This window comes from Vibrio splendidus, from assembly GCF_003345295.1.
In the GTDB taxonomy this organism is placed as follows: domain Bacteria; phylum Pseudomonadota; class Gammaproteobacteria; order Enterobacterales; family Vibrionaceae; genus Vibrio; species Vibrio splendidus_K.
Genome location: NZ_CP031055.1, coordinates 2291856 through 2310103, shown reverse-complemented (window position 1 = coordinate 2310103; position 18248 = coordinate 2291856). Strand labels below are relative to the sequence as shown.

At 43.6% G+C, this 18248-nt stretch carries 17 protein-coding genes; 9 read left to right on the top strand and 8 right to left on the bottom strand.

What is annotated here, in order from left to right; genetic code table 11:
- Positions 1-161 precede the first annotated feature (161 nt).
- From DUN60_RS10085 to yfcE, 5 genes are read left to right on the top strand one after another with little or no spacing between them, the layout of a single operon-like run.
- Positions 162-896, top strand: coding sequence for a DUF1538 domain-containing protein (locus tag DUN60_RS10085; protein WP_017079455.1), 735 nt, complete (start codon positions 162-164; stop codon positions 894-896).
- On the top strand, positions 893-1687 hold the full coding sequence (locus DUN60_RS10080; protein ID WP_114633868.1) for a DUF1538 domain-containing protein: 795 nt from the start codon (positions 893-895) through the stop codon (positions 1685-1687). The genes DUN60_RS10085 and DUN60_RS10080 overlap by 4 nt, the downstream gene beginning before the upstream one ends.
- The gene (locus DUN60_RS10075) at positions 1677-2027 is read left to right on the top strand and encodes a P-II family nitrogen regulator (protein WP_054547637.1); all 351 of its coding nucleotides are present in this window, start codon (positions 1677-1679) and stop codon (positions 2025-2027) included. The genes DUN60_RS10080 and DUN60_RS10075 overlap by 11 nt, the downstream gene beginning before the upstream one ends.
- The gene (locus tag DUN60_RS10070) at positions 2024-2431 is read left to right on the top strand and encodes a CBS domain-containing protein (protein ID WP_050651629.1); all 408 of its coding nucleotides are present in this window, start codon (positions 2024-2026) and stop codon (positions 2429-2431) included. The genes DUN60_RS10075 and DUN60_RS10070 overlap by 4 nt, the downstream gene beginning before the upstream one ends.
- Before the next feature lie 47 nt (positions 2432-2478).
- Positions 2479-3024: a phosphodiesterase gene (yfcE, locus tag DUN60_RS10065; protein ID WP_114633867.1), complete on the top strand. Its 546-nt coding sequence runs from the start codon at positions 2479-2481 to the stop codon at positions 3022-3024.
- Positions 3025-3054: 30 nt separating this feature from the next.
- Here yfcE and DUN60_RS10060 read toward each other — a convergent pair whose 3' ends face one another.
- From DUN60_RS10060 to DUN60_RS10050, 3 genes are all read right to left on the bottom strand, one after another.
- Positions 3055-3375 (bottom strand): Rdx family protein, encoded by a 321-nt coding sequence (locus tag DUN60_RS10060; protein WP_114633866.1) that lies wholly within the window; start codon positions 3373-3375, stop codon positions 3055-3057.
- A gap of 147 nt (positions 3376-3522) precedes the next feature.
- Positions 3523-4038: a regulatory protein ToxS gene (locus tag DUN60_RS10055; RefSeq protein ID WP_065204996.1), complete on the bottom strand. Its 516-nt coding sequence runs from the start codon at positions 4036-4038 to the stop codon at positions 3523-3525.
- A 1-nt stretch (position 4039) separates the two neighbouring features.
- Positions 4040-4951: a transcriptional regulator gene (locus tag DUN60_RS10050; protein WP_054547641.1), complete on the bottom strand. Its 912-nt coding sequence runs from the start codon at positions 4949-4951 to the stop codon at positions 4040-4042.
- A gap of 270 nt (positions 4952-5221) precedes the next feature.
- On the opposite strand from DUN60_RS10050, the gene htpG reads away from it, so the two are divergent.
- The 3 genes from htpG (at position 5222) to hemH (ending at position 9399) form a co-directional block, all read left to right on the top strand.
- A complete protein-coding gene (htpG, locus tag DUN60_RS10045) occupies positions 5222-7126 on the top strand; it encodes a molecular chaperone HtpG (RefSeq protein WP_065103134.1) in 1905 nt (634 codons plus the stop codon).
- A gap of 388 nt (positions 7127-7514) precedes the next feature.
- Complete coding sequence (gene adk / locus DUN60_RS10040) at positions 7515-8159, top strand: adenylate kinase (protein ID WP_009847341.1); 645 nt, start codon at positions 7515-7517, stop codon at positions 8157-8159.
- 277 nt (positions 8160-8436) lie between these two features.
- A complete protein-coding gene (hemH, locus tag DUN60_RS10035; protein ID WP_114633865.1) occupies positions 8437-9399 on the top strand; it encodes a ferrochelatase in 963 nt (320 codons plus the stop codon).
- A 90-nt stretch (positions 9400-9489) separates the two neighbouring features.
- Here hemH and DUN60_RS10030 read toward each other — a convergent pair whose 3' ends face one another.
- Positions 9490-10875 (bottom strand): peptide MFS transporter, encoded by a 1386-nt coding sequence (locus DUN60_RS10030; RefSeq protein ID WP_114633864.1) that lies wholly within the window; start codon positions 10873-10875, stop codon positions 9490-9492.
- Between the two features lie 502 nt (positions 10876-11377).
- Between DUN60_RS10030 and rfaH the strand changes: the two genes are divergently transcribed.
- Complete coding sequence (gene rfaH, locus DUN60_RS10025; RefSeq protein ID WP_114633863.1) at positions 11378-11884, top strand: transcription/translation regulatory transformer protein RfaH; 507 nt, start codon at positions 11378-11380, stop codon at positions 11882-11884.
- 87 nt (positions 11885-11971) lie between these two features.
- Here the strand turns inward: rfaH and asnB are convergent, their stop codons facing one another.
- The 4 genes from asnB to nagA form a co-directional block, all read right to left on the bottom strand.
- The gene (gene asnB / locus DUN60_RS10020) at positions 11972-13642 is read right to left on the bottom strand and encodes an asparagine synthase B (RefSeq protein ID WP_004734234.1); all 1671 of its coding nucleotides are present in this window, start codon (positions 13640-13642) and stop codon (positions 11972-11974) included.
- A 234-nt stretch (positions 13643-13876) separates the two neighbouring features.
- Positions 13877-15463 carry a cation:proton antiporter family protein gene (locus tag DUN60_RS10015; RefSeq protein ID WP_017093863.1) on the bottom strand — a complete coding sequence of 529 codons (1587 nt, stop codon included), beginning with the start codon at positions 15461-15463 and terminating at the stop codon, positions 13877-13879.
- Positions 15464-15547: 84 nt separating this feature from the next.
- On the bottom strand, positions 15548-16762 hold the full coding sequence (gene nagC, locus DUN60_RS10010; protein WP_004734232.1) for a DNA-binding transcriptional regulator NagC: 1215 nt from the start codon (positions 16760-16762) through the stop codon (positions 15548-15550).
- A 2-nt stretch (positions 16763-16764) separates the two neighbouring features.
- Positions 16765-17901 (bottom strand): N-acetylglucosamine-6-phosphate deacetylase, encoded by a 1137-nt coding sequence (gene nagA / locus DUN60_RS10005; protein ID WP_114633862.1) that lies wholly within the window; start codon positions 17899-17901, stop codon positions 16765-16767.
- Positions 17902-18248 lie beyond the last annotated feature (347 nt).

The window sequence follows — 18248 nt, the reverse complement described above, 5'->3', positions numbered from 1 at the left end:
ATTAAATTCATCAAGTTAGGATGTATACCGCTATCACACTTATGGACTTTACTCGGATATGTTACCAACTGCGTAATATTTGTCACATAAGGAATGATAAGGATTTGCCATGATTATTAGTAATTAATAACCAGATACAATTTCAATGACTAGGAGTTGCGATGACGGCAGTGCTTGCTTTGTTTCGAGCCATGTTAGGTAGTCTAAGGGATCTCTTGCCGATCGTGGCGGTGATTGCTTTCTTCCAGCTTGCTGTTTTGCAAGAGCCACTCCCTCATCTTTTGTCTATTCTAACTGGTTTAGTGCTGGTGGTTTTTGGACTGACTTTTTTTATCTTTGGCCTTGAAATGGGTCTGTTCCCAATTGGCGAGTCGATGGCTCAAGCTTTTGCTCGCAAGGGGAGCGTGTTTTGGTTATTGACCTTCGCTTTTTGTTTAGGCTTTGGTACCACCATTGCCGAACCCGCGTTAACCGCAGTGGCTGCTGAAGCAGCAGAAGTTGCAGCTGAAGGTGGTGTTATTCCCAACTCTTTAGATGAAAGGGAACAATATGCCGATGGCCTGCGCTTCACCGTGGCGTTATCGGTCGGTATTGCCATTCTATTAGGAGTACTTCGGATCTTAAAAGGTTGGCCAATTCAGTACATGATCATCGGTGGTTATATTGGAGTTGTGGTGCTCACTGCATTTGCCCCGGAAAACATTATTGGGATTGCGTACGACTCTGGCGGCGTCACAACATCGACGATCACCGTTCCGTTAGTGACCGCATTAGGCGTAGGTTTAGCCTCGGCGATTAAAGGACGAAATCCGATGATTGATGGCTTTGGATTGATCGCGTTTGCTTCACTTCTGCCGATGATGTTTGTCATGGTGTACGGGATGGTGGTGACATGATCAGTGTGCAGCAATTTATCGACACCTTTCTAGGCACTGTGATGGATGTGATTCCGATTGCGGTGATCATCTTTGGTTTTCAGTTAGCGGTACTGCGTAAGCCTGTCAATAACCTTGCCAAAGTGCTCATCGGTTTCTTTTATGTCATTCTTGGCTTATCACTCTTTTTGATGGGGTTGGAGCTCGCGTTATTCCCTCTAGGGGAGACGATGGCAATGCAACTCACCGAACCAAGCTTTTTGACTGAGTTTAAGATCAGCTCTGGTCTTTCATTGGCTTGGTTTGATTATTACTGGGTTTACCTGTTTGCGTTTTGTATTGGTTTTAGTACCACGATAGCCGAGCCTTCTTTGATTGCTGTAGCGATTAAGGCAAAGCAAGTATCCGGTGGCAGTATCAGTGTTAACGGACTGAGAATCGCCGTGGCATTAGGCGTTGCCATCGGTATCTCATTGGGTAGCTACCGTATTGTTGCGGGCGATCCTATCCATTACTACATTATTTGTGGCTATGTCATTGTGGTGATTCAAACCTTTTACGCCCCCAAATTGATCATTCCATTGGCCTACGATTCAGGCGGGGTTACGACATCTACCGTGACTGTGCCTTTAGTGACGGCTCTTGGATTAGGGCTTGCTTCAACTGTACCGGGGCGAAATCCAGTAATAGACGGTTTCGGCTTAATCGCCTTTGCGAGTTTGTTCCCCATCATTTCGGTGATGAGCTACGCCCAAATAACCCAATGGTTAAACCGTTTACACACCTCTAAGGAGAGCAAAGATGCGCTTTAAACTTATCCTAGCGTTTGTAGAAGAGAGCAAAACCGACACTGTGCTCGATGCCGCGCGTGATGCGGGCGCAACCGGAGCAACCGTGATTAATAATGCCAGAGGGCAGGGCTTAAACCAAAAGCGCACCTTCTTCGGATTAACATTAGAGGTGCAAAAAGATGTGTTGCTGTTTGTCGTTGAGGAGCATCTAGCAAGGCATATTCTCGAAAGAATTAGTGAAGTGGGGGAGTTTGACCAAGAATCGGGACAGGGTATTGCAGTACAGATAGATGTGGAAGATGCAGTAGGCGTTGCGCACCAAGTTGAGACGTTAACAAAGGTTGTGGAGGATGAGCTATGAGTACCAGTGAAAAGATCCGAGTAGGCGATGTCATGGCCAATACGTATGTGATTATCGATGGGCTAACTACGGTGTTAGAAGCGATAGAGATGGCGAAGAAGCACAAAGTGAAGGCAATCATTGTCGATAAACGCCACGAGGATGATGAGTACGGTATCGTGTTGATGAATGATATAGCAAAGAAAGTGTTGGCTAAGAATCGATCTCCCAAGCGAACCAATGTTTATGAAATCATGACCAAGCCAGCGCTAAGCGTGTCTGCTGAGATGAACGTAAAGTATTGCGCTCGCCTGTTTGAACGCTTTGGTATCAGTCGCGCGCCAGTAGTTCGTGATAACAAAATAGTCGGTATGGTTAGTTACAATAATATCGTGATCAACGGTATGGTGAGAGATGACGTGTAGCATTTAGATACGTACAATAGGCTCATAAATTTTATGGAGAAGTACGTGTGAAATTATTTTTTGCTTCAGACCTACACGGTTCGCTGCCAGCAACAGAAAAGGTATTAGAACTCTACCAAGCGTCTGGTGCGCAATATTTAGTGCTATTGGGTGACATTCTGAATCATGGTCCAAGAAACCCGATTCCCGAAGGATACAATCCGCCGGCGGTTGCAGAGAGGTTGAATGCGTTTTCTCAAGAGATCATTGCCGTTCGTGGCAACTGTGACAGTGAAGTGGATCAGATGTTGTTGTCTTTTCCAATGATGATGGATTACTCATGGGTGTTATTGGAATCAGGTCAGCGTATTTTTCTAACCCATGGTCATTTGTATAACACCACTAAACGACCAGCACTAAAAGCGGGTGATATTATTGCCCATGGACATACCCATATTCCAGTTGCCGAATACCAAGATGATATCTTTATCTTTAACCCTAGTTCGGTGACATTCCCACGAGATGGTCACGCTGCGAGCCATGGCATCTATGAAAATAATACCTTTAAAGTCATTAGCCTTGAAGGTGACGTAATTGTGAGTGGCGAGCTTTAAATAAACTCAATCGGCGGCGCTAGAAAAGGCTCACTTTGAGTCTACGTGGCCGAGGTCTCTGTCTGGAGCAATGATGTTTCGCACTCTTTGTTTCAGAACTTTCGCTTCAGGAAAGCCTCCGTCTGCCTTTCTTTCCCAAATCTGCACACCATTATAAAAGATTTCGAATCTGCCTCCGGTGTCTGGATGCAAGCTCACTTGTTCAATTTCTTCGCTAAAGGTATGGAGCAGCTCTTGGCATAACCAACTTGAACGAAGCATCCAATTACACTGACGGCAATAGTGTATTGCGATTGTCGCTTTTGTTGCTGTCTCTTTTGCTGGCGTCAGATTTGGTTGTTCCATATTCATAGTTAATCCTTAAAATGCTACATCCGTAATTTGATACCAACGGCTAACAAAAAAGGGGCATCATGCCCCTTTCTATTGGTATACCGTTTAATGGTATTCAGCTATTGATATACATAAATAACTGCAGAGTTTTAGTTTGAACCAGTTTTAGTTTGAAAACAACACGGTAGAACCATGGTTCAAGCTAGTTAGTAACAGTGCTTTCGGGTTAACGATATCTATGCGTCGGCTTTGCTCTGCATCCATCTTAATCACTTGAGTGATAAGTTCGAGTTGCTCTTCCGAAAAGTCTTGGCGCTCAGCAGAAGTTACATCTTTAAACTCCGTTGGCGAAATCAGTAAATAGTTATCGTTAATATCCCACTGACCTGTTTCAGATATGTTGATCACATTCGCAGGTGCAGTTTGAGTGCTGTACAGCCTAACCACTGACATTCTCAGGTACGTACCATTTGGTAGGTATTTCGCATTCGATGACAATTCAACTTTACGAAGCGGCCCGATTGAATCAGCTTGCTTGTTATCGCTAATCAGAGTCACCATTTTCGATTGCCATTCATGCTGAGTGAGCAAGCGCTCTACTTTTGCATCGCTGCCCCAATATAACCAACCACTTAAAAATGCAGATAGAACCAGTAAAATAATCGATACTTTTAATTTCATGTTACTGACCACCGTTACAAATGTCGTTTACATCCGACTGGTTTGCGTAAATTCTTAGGGTTACATTTTCGCTAGAGTAATCTTGCGGGTGAATGTAGTTGAGGGCAAGGTTGTTGGTTTGTCCACCAGTCGCAATCACCTCAGTCGGTTTCAGCATGCCAGTGTGATTGGTGTTGTAGCGCAATACACACTTCTCTATCGCAGGTAGCCAACTGCTGAGATCAGGATGATTGATTGGGGTTTGAATCTTTACACCATCCACTTCAGTCAATGTTCTGAACTCGGATTCTGCGGGGTTAGTAAACGTTAAAACCAGAATTGGCATGATGAAAGCCGCAAGCAATAACGAAAACGCTAACCACTTATTGGTGCTTTTAACCGGGGTCGCAGTTGGTGTTGTTGCTGGTTCCACTTCAACTTTGGTTTCTTGAAACTTTGTAATTGACTCGGGCTCAACAGCTTCAGTCATTGCTTCTTCGGTCATTGTAGGCGTTGCAAACGTTAAGATAGGTTCTACGTCATTTTCTGCAATTTCAGCCGCTGCTGGCTGATCATTTGATGAAAGTGGTGCAGAGCGTTCAACGGTTGCAATAAATTGGTAACCGCGTTTAGGTACCGTTTTTACGAATTCTGGAGATTTGGTAGAGTCCTTGAGCATCTTTCTCAGGGTCGAAACTGCTTGCGTTAAGCTTGAGTCATCAACCTCAAAGCCTTGATCTCGCCAAACATACTCGTGCAATTCATTACGAGTGATAACTTCATTGGGTCTTTCTGACAGCATCAGGAGAATGCGGCTTTCATTGCTGCCAAGGCGCACGACTTCGCCGTCGCTCATTTGATCAACAAGTGAATTGCTATTTGGATCGAATACGAACCGCTGTGCGAGAATAAACTTTGTGCCGATATTGCTCATTGAATTCTTCTATTTTGGATGATTTTGGGTGCGAAATAGACAAATCTGAGGTGAAGTTCCGTTCATTCTTCACCAAATCATGGCTTCTTTTATGTTCTTTTATATTTATCACCCTCAAGGATAATAAAAACAGATCAAAAAAACAGTGTTTTTATGATTTTTGACCTTGAATTTACATTTGTCATCCTCATGTTAATGAACATAAGAGTAGTATCCTGTGTAACGCCTCTTCCGGTATTCAACATAAAGTATAGATGTTTTGGAGTAAAAATGAGCGAAACAGCAACGCAAAATAAAGAGACTCGTGGCTTTCAATCTGAAGTAAAACAGCTACTTCATCTAATGATCCACTCACTGTATTCAAACAAAGAAATTTTCCTACGTGAGTTGATCTCTAACGCATCTGATGCGGCTGACAAACTTCGTTTTCAAGCGCTATCGAATGGCGACCTTTACCAAGGCGATGCGGATTTAGGCGTGAAGTTGTCATTCAACGCAGAGTCTAACACTCTGACCATTTCTGATAACGGTATCGGCATGAGCCGTGACAACGTTATCGAACATTTGGGTACGATTGCTAAATCAGGTACGGCTGACTTTTTCTCAAAGCTGTCTGATGACCAAAGCAAAGACTCTCAGCTTATTGGCCAGTTTGGTGTTGGTTTCTATTCTGCATTTATCGTTGCAGACGCGGTAACGGTTCGAACTCGCGCTGCTGGATTGGCAAGCGATGAAGCTGTGCAATGGCACTCAGCGGGTGAGGGCGACTATACCATTGAAGACATCACTAAAGAATCTCGTGGTACTGACATCGTTCTTCATATGCGTGAAGACGGTAAAGAGTTCTTGAATGAGTGGCGCTTGCGTGAAGTGATTGGTAAATACTCTGATCATATCGGTATCCCGGTTTCCATCTTAACTGCGGTTAAAGATGACGAAGGTAAAGACACCGAAGAGAAGCATTGGGAGCAGATCAACAAAGCACAAGCGCTTTGGACTCGTAATAAATCTGATATCGAGAAAGAAGAATACCAAGAGTTTTACAAGCACGTTTCTCACGACTTTGCTGATCCATTAACGTGGAGCCACAACAAAGTTGAAGGTAAGAACGACTACACCAGTCTGCTTTACATCCCTGCGAAAGCACCTTGGGATATGATGAACCGTGACCACAAGAGCGGCTTAAAGCTTTATGTACAGCGCGTATTCATCATGGATGATGCAGAGCAGTTTATGCCATCTTACATGCGTTTCGTTCGTGGCTTAATTGACTCAAATGATCTGCCACTGAACGTGTCTCGTGAAATTCTTCAAGATAACAAAGTGACTCAGTCTCTTCGTGGCGCATGTACTAAGCGTGTGCTTACTATGCTTGAGCGCATGGCGAAGAATGACAACGACAAGTACTTGGAGTTTTGGAAAGAGTTCGGCCTAGTATTGAAAGAAGGCCCAGCAGAAGACATGGCGAACAAAGAAAAAATCGCTGGTCTACTTCGTTTCTCATCAACGGAAGTGGATTCTGTTGAGCAAACCATCAGCCTAGCTTCTTATGTAGAACGTATGAAGGAAGGTCAAGACAAGATTTATTACCTAACGGCAGACAGCTATGCCGCGGCTAAGAACAGCCCTCACCTAGAGCAGTTCAAAGCGAAAGGCATCGAAGTTGTTCTCATGTACGATCGTATCGATGAGTATGTGATGAATTACCTAACTGACTTCGACGGTAAGCAGTTCCAGTCGATCACAAAAGCGGGCTTAGATCTAAGCAAGTTTGAAGGTGAAGAAGAAAAAGAGAAGCAAAAAGAGACGGAAGAAGAGTTCAAGTCTGTTGTTGATCGCACTCAAGCTTATCTTGGTGATCGTGTTAAAGAGGTTCGCACGACATTCAAGTTAGCAACTACACCTGCTGTTGTTGTTACCGATGATTTCGAGATGGGCACTCAAATGGCTAAACTTCTAGAAGCTGCGGGTCAAGCTGCTCCTGAGGTGAAGTACATCTTTGAGATTAACCCTGAGCATGCGCTCGTTAAGCAGATGGCTGATGAAGCGGACGAACAAGCGTTTGGTCGCTGGGTTGAGCTATTACTTGGCCAGGCTATGTTGGCTGAAAAGGGTTCAATGGAAGATCCGTCACAATTCTTAGGTGCAATCAACGAACTACTGACAAAACGTTAGTCTTTCGACTTTGGGCTAAGCCCATAATTATGAATAAAAGCTCGCGAATGCGGGCTTTTTTTATGAACGTCGCTTAACTTCATCGAAATGTCGCTAAAGTTGCTAACAAGACGAACGCAAACGCTGTCGATACATTCTTTAGTCTTAATTTCAGCCAAATTGAATATTAATGTGATAGAATGCTCGACCTAATCAGCTGGGGCTATGAACCTTCCATCTCCAGTTGTATGATTTTTAAACGTTATACCGAAACTTACCGTTTTGCTTCTGTTTACAGTTGTGCTTAGCCTCAGTTGTTACCTAACCTCTCTTGTTCGACTTAAATTGAACCAGAAAGGCGGGATAGTGAGCTTCGGTATAAATCATAATTTTTATAAGAGGATTAAACATGCGCATCATTCTTCTAGGTGCTCCTGGCGCGGGTAAAGGTACTCAAGCTAACTTCATCATGAACAAATTTGGTATCCCTCAAATTTCAACTGGTGACATGCTACGTGCTGCTATCAAAGCGGGTACTGAGCTTGGTAAGCAAGCTAAATCAGTAATCGACGCGGGTCAGCTAGTTTCTGATGAAATTATCCTTGGTCTTATCAAAGAGCGTATCGCTCAAGATGACTGTGAGAAAGGTTTCCTACTAGACGGTTTCCCACGCACAATCCCTCAAGCTGATGGCCTAAAAGAAATGGGTATCGCAGTAGACTACGTTGTTGAATTCGACGTAGCTGACGATGTGATTGTTGAGCGTATGGCTGGTCGTCGTGCTCACCTTCCTTCTGGCCGTACATACCACAATGTGTACAACCCGCCTAAAGAAGAAGGTAAAGATGACATCACTGGCGAAGAGCTAGTGGTTCGTGATGACGACAAAGAAGAAACAGTTCGTGCACGTCTAGGTGTATACCACGATCAAACAGCTCCGCTTATCTCTTACTACGGTAAAGAAGCAGAAGCAGGCAACACTAAGTACCTTAAGTTCGACGGTACTAAGCAAGTTGCTGAAGTTAGTGCAGAACTTGAGAAAGCACTAGCATAATTGGCTAACAGCCAGTTTTAGAATTTGATATATTGGAAGCGACCTTTAAGGTCGCTTTTTTTGTTTCAATTTTTAGTCATATACCAATCTAGATAAAATCGATTGTGCACAATTTCCGCGTTATGGCTTAGATTTGCGCGGCTAACGATCAAGGTGATGTTGCGATAACTCAGGTTAAGAACGACTATTCTTAAATTTAGTTGCGTAACAATGATCTTAAACTTATGCAGATTAGTATATTACGTTCCAGAAAATCACACATTGGTCTCAGGTAGCTATGGAAAATAATAAAAAGCAGGGCGTTTTACTGGTTAACCTAGGAACACCAGATACCGCGACTCCAGCTGGCGTTCGCCGATTTTTAAGTGAATTCTTACACGACAAACGAGTGGTAAACCTAACTCGCTGGCTTTGGTGTCCTATTTTACATGGGGTGATTCTACCGATTCGAGCACCTAAAGTGGCTAAGCTTTATCAGTCTGTTTGGATGGACGAAGGTTCACCATTGCTTGTTTATTCGCAGAGACAAGCTGAAAAGCTACAAACAAAATTACAGATGCCTGTCGCTTTGGGGATGACCTATGGTAATCCAAGCCTTAAAACCGGCGTTGAGCAATTAATGGATCAGGGCGTTGAAGACATTATTGTATTGCCTTTATACCCTCAATACTCAGGCACAACGACAGCGGCCGTTTCTGATGGTTTAACTAAAGCCTTCAAACAAATGCCTGTCATCCCGAGCTATCGCTTTATTCGAGATTATTATTCTCACCCTAGCTATGCGAAAGCACTGGCTGAAAGTGTTCGTAGCCATTGGGAAGAAAATGGTAGAGCCGATCATTTAGTGTGTTCTTTCCACGGTATTCCGAAGCGACTCGCTGATGAAGGTGACATCTACCCTCAGCATTGTGAAGCGACGACCAAATTACTTGCTGCTGAGTTAGGCTTATCAGCGGACGATATCACCATGACATACCAGTCTCGATTTGGTCGAGAAGAGTGGTTGAAGCCTTACACTGACGAGACACTTGAATCACTGCCGAGTAAGGGCATCAAGAAGATTGATATCATGGCTCCTGCGTTCTCGGTTGACTGTTTGGAAACGTTGGAAGAGATTTCTGACCAGTGTAAAGAGACGTTCATTGATGCTGGTGGCTCAGACTTTAGCTACATTATGTGTCTTAACGACAGAGACTCACACATCGGTATGATGGCTGAGCTAGTGGCGCTTCATCGCTAACTAATATACCAATAGAATAAATAACAAAAGGGCTGCTCATTGAGCAGCCCTTTTTGATCTTGATGTTTCTTTTTGAAATAGATCTAGATATTAAGCAACAGAAGTTTCTGCTTTTGGCTTTGCTTCAAGCGTCATGTTAGTTTCTACACCATGCATCCATGATACAAGTTTACCTGCACAAAGAAGCAGTAAGACGCCACTTATTGTCGCTGTAATTGCGATACCACCGAAGATAGACATTGCGCCAAGCTCACCAACGTGAGAACCCACAAGGCCAGCGACGTAGTTTGCGACAGCATTAAAACCAAACCATGCGCCCATCATTAACGATGCCAGACGAAGCGGAGCTAACTTAGTGACCAACGACAGGCCAATAGGAGATAGACAAAGCTCGCCAAGGGTATGGAAGAAGAAAGCACCGACTAGCCATAGCATTGATGTTTTGACTGTTAGGTCGCCACCTTGCTCCATTACTGCGCCCATCATGCACACAAAGCCTAGTGCTAAGAAAAACAACGCCATCGCAAATTTCACTGGCGAGTTTGGTTCACGCTGACCAAGCTTGACCCAAAATGCAGCAATGATTGGTGCAAGTGTAATGATGAAGAATGGGTTCAGAGATTGGAACCAAGCTGCAGGAACTTCAAAGCCACCAATCATACGGTCAGTATATTGTTGAGTGTAGATGTTCATCAAACCGCCAGCTTGTTCAAAGCCAGCCCAGAAAACGATTACGAACAGACCCATAACTAGAATAACTTTTAGTCTGTCGAACTCTTCTTTGGTCAGTGGTGTTTTCTCTTTCGATTTGTTCAGCGCTTTCGCTCGTGCAGCTGCAGGTACTGAGCCAATGTTGCCTAACCATGACTGAGCCATCGTCAATTGCATAACTAAGCTAATAACCATACCGATACCAGCGGCTAGGAAGCCAGCTTTCCAGCCGAATGAATCGACTGCAGCACCTGAAATTAAGCCACCCAGTAGCGCGCCTAAGTTGATGCCCATGTAGAAAATGGTGAAAGCGCCGTCACGTCGGTTATCGCCTTCTTGGTATAGGTCGCCAACCATGGTTGAGATGTTTGGTTTAAACATACCGTTACCACTGATAAGCAGTGCTAAACCCAGATAAAGAGCATTTACTTGGTCTAAGCCAATAGCGCCGTTAGGAAGAGCGAGCGTAAATTGGCCTAAGGCCATTAATACACCGCCCACTAGGATCGATTTACGTTGTCCTAAGTAGTTATCGGCCAGCCAGCCGCCGATTAATGGCGTGATATAGACTAAACCAGTATAGATGCCATAAAGATCGAGGGCATCTTTTGTTGACCAACCAAGGCCACCATTGATAGTGGTATCGGTAAGAAATAAAACAAGGATGGCACGCATTGCATAGTAGGAGAAGCGTTCCCATAGCTCTGTGCTAAAAAGTAGAAATAGGCCTCTAGGGTGGCCAAAGATGTTGTGATTGCTTGGCATAAGTTTTACTAATTTTAGGTATTAAAAGATTTTATAGTCACTCATGTATACACAGTGGGATAAAAGTCTGCAATAGGTGTATTTTATGGTTATGATAACTGAATTTTGTTAAGTCATTGATATTAATGCTCTTTGCTTTTGATGTTGATTATTTCGAGTGTGCTGCAAACTAACTTTCCAGATTTGAGCTGGTTGATAAGTGAGCTTTTTTAAAGCAACATCGAATAAAAGTGTTTAGATATATTGGTCTGGCGTATTGGTTTGAGATTAAATAGAATGAAATCCCCATTGAAGGTGGGATACATATGCTTACAACAATGAGCCTTTTGATCTCTAAATGATCTCTGTACAATGCTTAACCACTTTTAGCTCCTATAACTTTTTGTTGATAAATTGGTCTGCTACGCAATATTTCTTGCTCACAATGATTCATTTTATTAATGGCGATTCAACCGTTTTAGGCATGTGGTAAAATATCTAAAAATATAAAATGGCTAGTTAAATGAAACGTTGGTATTTACTTTACTGTAAGCGTGGTGATCAAAAACGCGCTCAACAGCACCTAGAAAATCAGGGGGTAGAGTGCTTTTATCCTCAAATCGATGTCAAGAAGGTCGTGAGAGGGAAAGAGAAGCAGGTCAAAGAACCGCTGTTCCCGTCTTATATCTTTGTTCGCTTTGATTATGAGCAAGGCCCTAGTTTTACGACAGTTCGTTCGACTCGTGGCGTTGTCGACTTTATTAAGTTTGGAGCAAGGCCACATGAAGTCCAAGGCGACTTAGTGTATGAACTGAAAGAGTTTGAGAAGTGTTGCGAAGATGAACCTGAAGAGTGCTGTTTTGAGTTTGAATCAGGGCAAGTGGTCAAGATCAATAGTGGTCAGTTTGCTGGGGTTGAAGCTATTTTCCATCAGAAAGATGGTGAAGCTCGATCTATTATGCTGGTAAAAATGATCAGCAAAGTGGTTCCGATCAGTATTGAGAACGAAGCACTACAAGCTCACGCATAAGTGCAGTAATACAAAGCAAAAAATAGGCTTAAAACAAAAAGGCGCATAATGCGCCTTTTTTAGTCTTTAGGGTTTGTTCAAAACGCGCTAAGCGTTGTAAGCATCGTTGTGAACGGCTTGTACTGCACGGCCTGATGGGTCGACACAGTTTTTGAATGACTCATCCCACTCAATCGCTTTCGCTGATGAACAAGCAACTGAAGGACCACCAGGTACACATTCTGCCGCTGATTCTAGAGGGAATAGCTCCTCAAAAATTTCACGGTAAGCATAACCTTCTTTGGTTGTTGGCGTGTTGTAAGGGAAACGGAACTTCGCAGCTTCCATTTGTTGATCCGTTACTTTTTCTTCAGCCGTTGCTTTTAATGTGTCAATCCAATCGTAGCCAACACCATCAGAGAACTGCTCTTTTTGACGCCATGCAATTGAATCTGGTAGGTAGTCTTCAAAACACTCACGTAGAATGTGTTTCTCCATTTTACCGTTACCACACATCTTATCTTCAGGGTTCAAACGCATTGCTACATCGATGAACTCTTTGTCCAAGAATGGAACACGACCTTCAACACCCCATGCCGCAAGAGATTTGTTGGCGCGAGCACAGTCAAACATGCTTAGAGCAAGAAGCTTACGCACGGTTTCTTCGTGGAACTCTTTTGCGTTTGGCGCTTTATGGAAGTACAGGTAGCCACCAAAGATCTCATCAGCACCTTCACCAGACAGTACCATTTTGATACCCATTGCCTTGATCTTACGAGCAAGCAAGTACATCGGCGTTGAAGCACGAATCGTCGTTACATCGTAAGTTTCAATGTGGTAGATAACATCACGGATTGCGTCTAAGCCTTCCTGAATGGTGTAAGTCATCTCGTGGTGTACTGTACCGATTTTATCAGCGACTTCACGAGCAGCAATCAGATCAGGCGCGTTTTCTAGACCTACTGCGAATGAGTGAAGTTGTGGCCACCAAGCTTCTGATTGCTCATCGTCTTCGATACGCATTGCAGCAAAACGTTTAGCGACTGCTGAAGTGATTGAAGAATCAAGACCACCAGATAGAAGTACACCATAAGGTACATCTGTCATTAGTTGACGTTTAACTGCAGCTTCTAGCGCTTCAGTCAGTTCTTCTTTACTTGTGCTGTTACCTTGTACCGCAGCGTATTCATTCCAATCGCGGATGTAGTAGCGATGAGGCTCTGCATCTTTCGAAGAATAGAAGCTACCAGGAGGGAACTCACTGATCGTCTTGCATACTTCAACGAGTGCTTTCATCTCTGAAGCAACGTAGTAGTTGCCGTGCTCGTCGTAGCCTTGGTAAAGCGGGATGATACCAATATGGTCACGGCCGACTAGGTATTCGTCTTTCTCTTCGTCGTATAAAACGAATGCGAAAATACCGTTAAGTTCTTCTAAAAGGTCGGCGCCCATTTCTTGGTATAACGCTAGGATAACTTCACAGTCAGAGTCAGTCTGGAACTGGTACTTATCTTCATAGCGTGCACGAAGTTCTTTGTGGTTATAAATTTCGCCATTCACTGCAAGAATGTGCTTTTTATCTTGGCTGTATAGTGGTTGTGCACCACTGTTCAGACCAACGATAGCCAAACGCTCGTGAGCAAGAATTGCTTTTTCACCAGCATAGATACCAGACCAGTCTGGGCCACGGTGACGAAGCTTTTTAGACATTTCTAAAGCAATAGGGCGAAGTGCTGCGGCATCACTTTTAATGTCGAGAATGCCAAATACTGAACACATAGAACTTCCTTTTAAATAATTTCTAAATCAACTGTATTCAATTTGCCATTCTGGCTAAAAAAAGCAACCGAATGTGAGCAAAAAAATAATATAAAGGGGTTTCTGTTAGAAATTATCTAATTTTAAGGTGGTTTTGGTGAGTGGCGTCTAATTGCGGTTGGTTTTTTAAACAAAAACCTCTCAAAAGTGCAAAAGAACAGCAATTTTGAGAGGTTAACTAGACAATGTTTAGGACTAGATCTTATTGATGTTTGGGTTTAATTGCTCACATACGTGTCGAGCAAAACCACTACCAGCTTCACTGTAAATGTTGAATGCCGCATCGACACCATTCTCTTTCAATGTTTCTAGCTGGTCGGAGTATTCAGCAATGGCTGCGATTTGACCTTTAAAATCACGTGATTTTAGCTGTTCTAAGGCTGTTTGATTACCTTGGTGATGAGGCATCGCCAAGATCACTAACTTCACGTTTGCTGTATCTAAGATACGCTCCCAGAAATCTGGGTCAGTTGCATCGCCAGAAATAACGTTTCTTCCAAGGCTTCTATGATTGTGTGCGGCTTCTTCACGAACTTCGACACCTAAGCTAACCTTGCCATAGCGAGAACGCAATTCATCGTAGGCGCCGGTACCAATACGTCCCATACCAAGAATAAGCACTTGTGCGCGACCAGGATCAATTCGTTTATCACGTTGATGAAGCTTTTCAGCAGCGTGCTCTTTGAGCCACTTACCTGACTGTTGATAAAGCTTATGACCCGCTTTGTTTAAAGGAGCAGCGATTAAGAACGATAACGAAACCGCAATCGCCACCGCCACTAATATATCGCCAGACATCCACCCCATCTTAAAGGCAAGACCACCGACGATAAGACCAAATTCACTGTAGTTAAACAATGATAGAGAAGCGAGTAGAGAAGTGCGAACACGGAATTTGAAGCGGTTGAGTACCAAGAAGTAAAGCACGCCTTTCACTGGCAGCAACAGCAAAAATAAGATGGCGAGCATAAAGCCTTGAATGGTAGGTTGCTCGGATAATCCAATATTCAAGAAGAAGCAAACAAGGAAAAGCTCTTTGAGGTTAAACAGCGATTTCGACAGCTCTGAAGCTTTTGGGTGACCGGCTAGCAACATACCTAAGATAAGAGCACCTAGATCTGGTTTAACCCCTACAAACTGGAACAAACCTGCACCGACGACCAATGCGAAGAAAATGCCGAACAGCACCAACATTTCGCCGTGACCAACCCAGTCGAGGACTTTGTAGAACAACGGACGACAGAATGGCAAAGCGAACAGTGCGATGGCATACCACTCTGGAATTTTGCCTGTCGATGCCGTTAAGAAGACCACGGCAAAGATATCCTGCATGACCAGAATACCGATCGCTAATGTTCCATAGGTCGCATTCATTTCCCCTTTCTCTTGCAGAGACTTAACTGCGAATACGGTACTAGAGAATGAAAGGGCAAAGCCGAGTAGAACAATCTGTTCTATTGACATGGCTGCCAACGAGGAAATACCTAGGAATTTAAAACCAAACAGGGCGACCGCAAAAAACAGAGTGGATAAAAGGTTGTGGATTGTTGCGCCAGCCCAGATCTCTTTAGAGAGCAGGGTTTTGATATCGAGCTTTAAGCCAATCGTAAATAGAAGCAGGGTGACACCAAGGTCAGCCAAGGTAATGATGGTGTCATTGGTTTCAAAACCCAGAGCAAAGAGCCCAAAACCAGCGACCAAAAAGCCGACCAATGGGGGAAGGTGACACTTTAAAGCAATAAATCCTGCAATAAACGCAGTGGATATTAATATAAGTTCCATAACTTGTAGTAGTAGTTCCCTAGCTTAAAAAAACGGGCCGTGTTTATACAAACACGGCCCGCGGAAAATCAGAGTTGTTTTTCTTTAGTCTTCAAGAAGCTTTTGAAGTAACACACCGTTGAGCATGGCGCGCTTAATCATGGCAAAAGCTCCCATCGTAGGATGTTTATCGATCTGTGATGCTACAATAGGCAGGCCGCTATGGAAAGCCGTTAACGACTGATTCTCTACATTGCGCTTAATTGCAGGGAAAACAATCTCTTGTGCCTTTGTAATATCACCAGCAATGATAACTTTCTGAGGATTAAACAAGTTAATCGTCATTGCGATAGCTTTACCCAGTTGATTACCTACTCGAACCAAACTTTGCTTAGCCAGTTCGTCGCCATTGATAGCATGGTCACATACATCTTGAATGGTAATGTGTTCAATCTCTGTTAGCGAGGACTCATAACCTTGCTTAATTAGCTTTTGGACACGTTCAACAATGGCAGGGTTTGCCGCTACGGTTTCAAGACAACCGAAATTACCGCATTGGCATTGCTCGCCAAGTGGATCAATTTGGATATGGCCAATTTCACCCACGTTGCGGTTATGGCCAAGGAAAACCTGACCATTAACAATAATACCAGCACCAGTCCCACGGTGAACGCTAACCAAAATAGAATCTTGGCTGTCTTTGCTTGCACCGAAGTAGTGCTCAGCAAGCGCCATTCCTCGAACGTCATTACCAACAAAACAAGCAACATGGAATGTGTCGCGAATAATGTCGCTTAACGCAAGGTTATCGATGTCTGTATTTGGCATGTACTCAACGACACCTGTCGTTGGGTTAACCAAGCCTGGAAGAGTGACACCAATGGCAATCAGTTGGTCGATCTTTGGTTGGTGTTCAGCAATGAAAGCCTTCAAGTTATTGACCAAGCCTTGGGTGAGGTCTGATTGGTCTGAGTAATTCAGGTCTTGCTGTTGGAAAGCCAGCTCACGACCGCCAAGGTCATGCAGGCTTATTTGAATGTAATCTCGACCCAAGCGCACAGCGACAGAGTGAAAAGGCTCTACTTCTGTGGTTAGGGAGATAGCGCGTCTACCGCCAGTAGACGCTTGCTGCGCAACCTCTTTAATTAGGCCGCGCTCTAAAAGTTGGCGGGTAATTTTTGTAACACTTGCCGGTGCGAGTTGGCTTACATCAGCCACTTGTATACGACTGATAGGCCCTTGTTGGTCTATTAGTCGGTATACCGCCGCACTGTTTAGTTGTTTAACTAAGTCTACGTTACCTATTTGTCCGCCATTCATACTTAATTGTGCTCGTATTGTCCGTTAACAACAGTCGCTTTAACGTTAAAGTCTCGGTCAAATACAGCTAGGTTTGCAACCATGCCTTTTTTGATTCGACCTAGCTTGCTTTCTACACCGATAGCCGTAGCTGGGTATAGCGTAGCCATGCGAAGAGCTTCGTCTAAAGCGATACCGGCGTGCTCAACTGTATTCTGAACTGCTTCAATCATAGTCAGAGCTGAGCCGCCCAGTGTGCCGTTTTCATCAACACACTTACCATCACGGTAATATACTTTCTTACCGACAAAAATAAAGTATTCCATGTCAGCACCTGCAGGAGCTGTGGCATCCGTCACTAATACCAACTTTTCTCCCTTGATTTTATGCGCAATTCTGATGTTTGCGTAATCAACATGGAAGCCATCGGCAATAATGCCAGCATAAACCTCAGGCGTATCGTAAATCGCGCCAACAACGCCAGGCTCACGACCAACCATAGGAGTCATTGCATTGAATAGATGAGTGGCGAAAGTGATACCTGATTCGAAACCTTGACGAGCTTCTGCGTACGTTGCATTCGTGTGACCAATCGAAACAACCACACCAGCTTTGCGCAGACGCTCAATGTGTTCTGGGTCGTTGAGTTCTGGAGCCAATGTTACTTTTGCAACAAGGTCATTGTTCTCACAGATAAGCTCAATCATTTCGCTGTCTGATTTACGAATGTGATCGACGCTGTGAATGCCTTTTTTCGCGACGTTTAAATACGGACCTTCAAGGTGTAGGCCAAGAGATTGGTTTTGGTATTGGTTGTGATACTCACGAGCTGCGGTAATAACCGCGCGCATGTCTTCGTCAGAAGAAGTGATTAGCGTTGGCAGGAAGCTAGTACAGCCAGATTTAAGGTTTGCTTTGTGCATGATCTGCATTGTGTCTGCAGTGATCTCATCGTTAAGCATTACACCGCCACAACCATTCAATTGTAGGTCAATGAAGCCTGGGCTTAGGTTTGCTCCGCTTAGGTCGCGAACTTCGATTCCTTCTGGTAATTCAGAGATAGGACAGACTTTTTTGATCAGTTCGTTTTCGATTACAACAGCATGATCGGTTAGAACATCACTACCAGTGTAAATTTTACAGTTACTTAGCGCGTACATAGTCAGCTAATCCTTATTTCGTGAGATCTTTAAAATTTGTTCGTTACCTAAATGTGGACTTAGTTTGCGAGCATCATTTACGTAACGATTTATCTTTTATGGGCAAACGGCTTCAAAATGGGAAGCGATTTAAGTTGTTGAAAAATATATGAACAATTGATTATTAATATACATCTAGGTTCACTTTTAATGATTGTTTATTGGACAGCGTAAACCCAGGGATACCATCATTTTACCTAATGGTTAGGTTTAGATTTTATCTATAAACGTTCATTTTTTTGAATGATAAAATAAGTTTTATGATCTCGCTAGCAAAAACCTTTGGATTTGGTAAAAACTGGTGATTA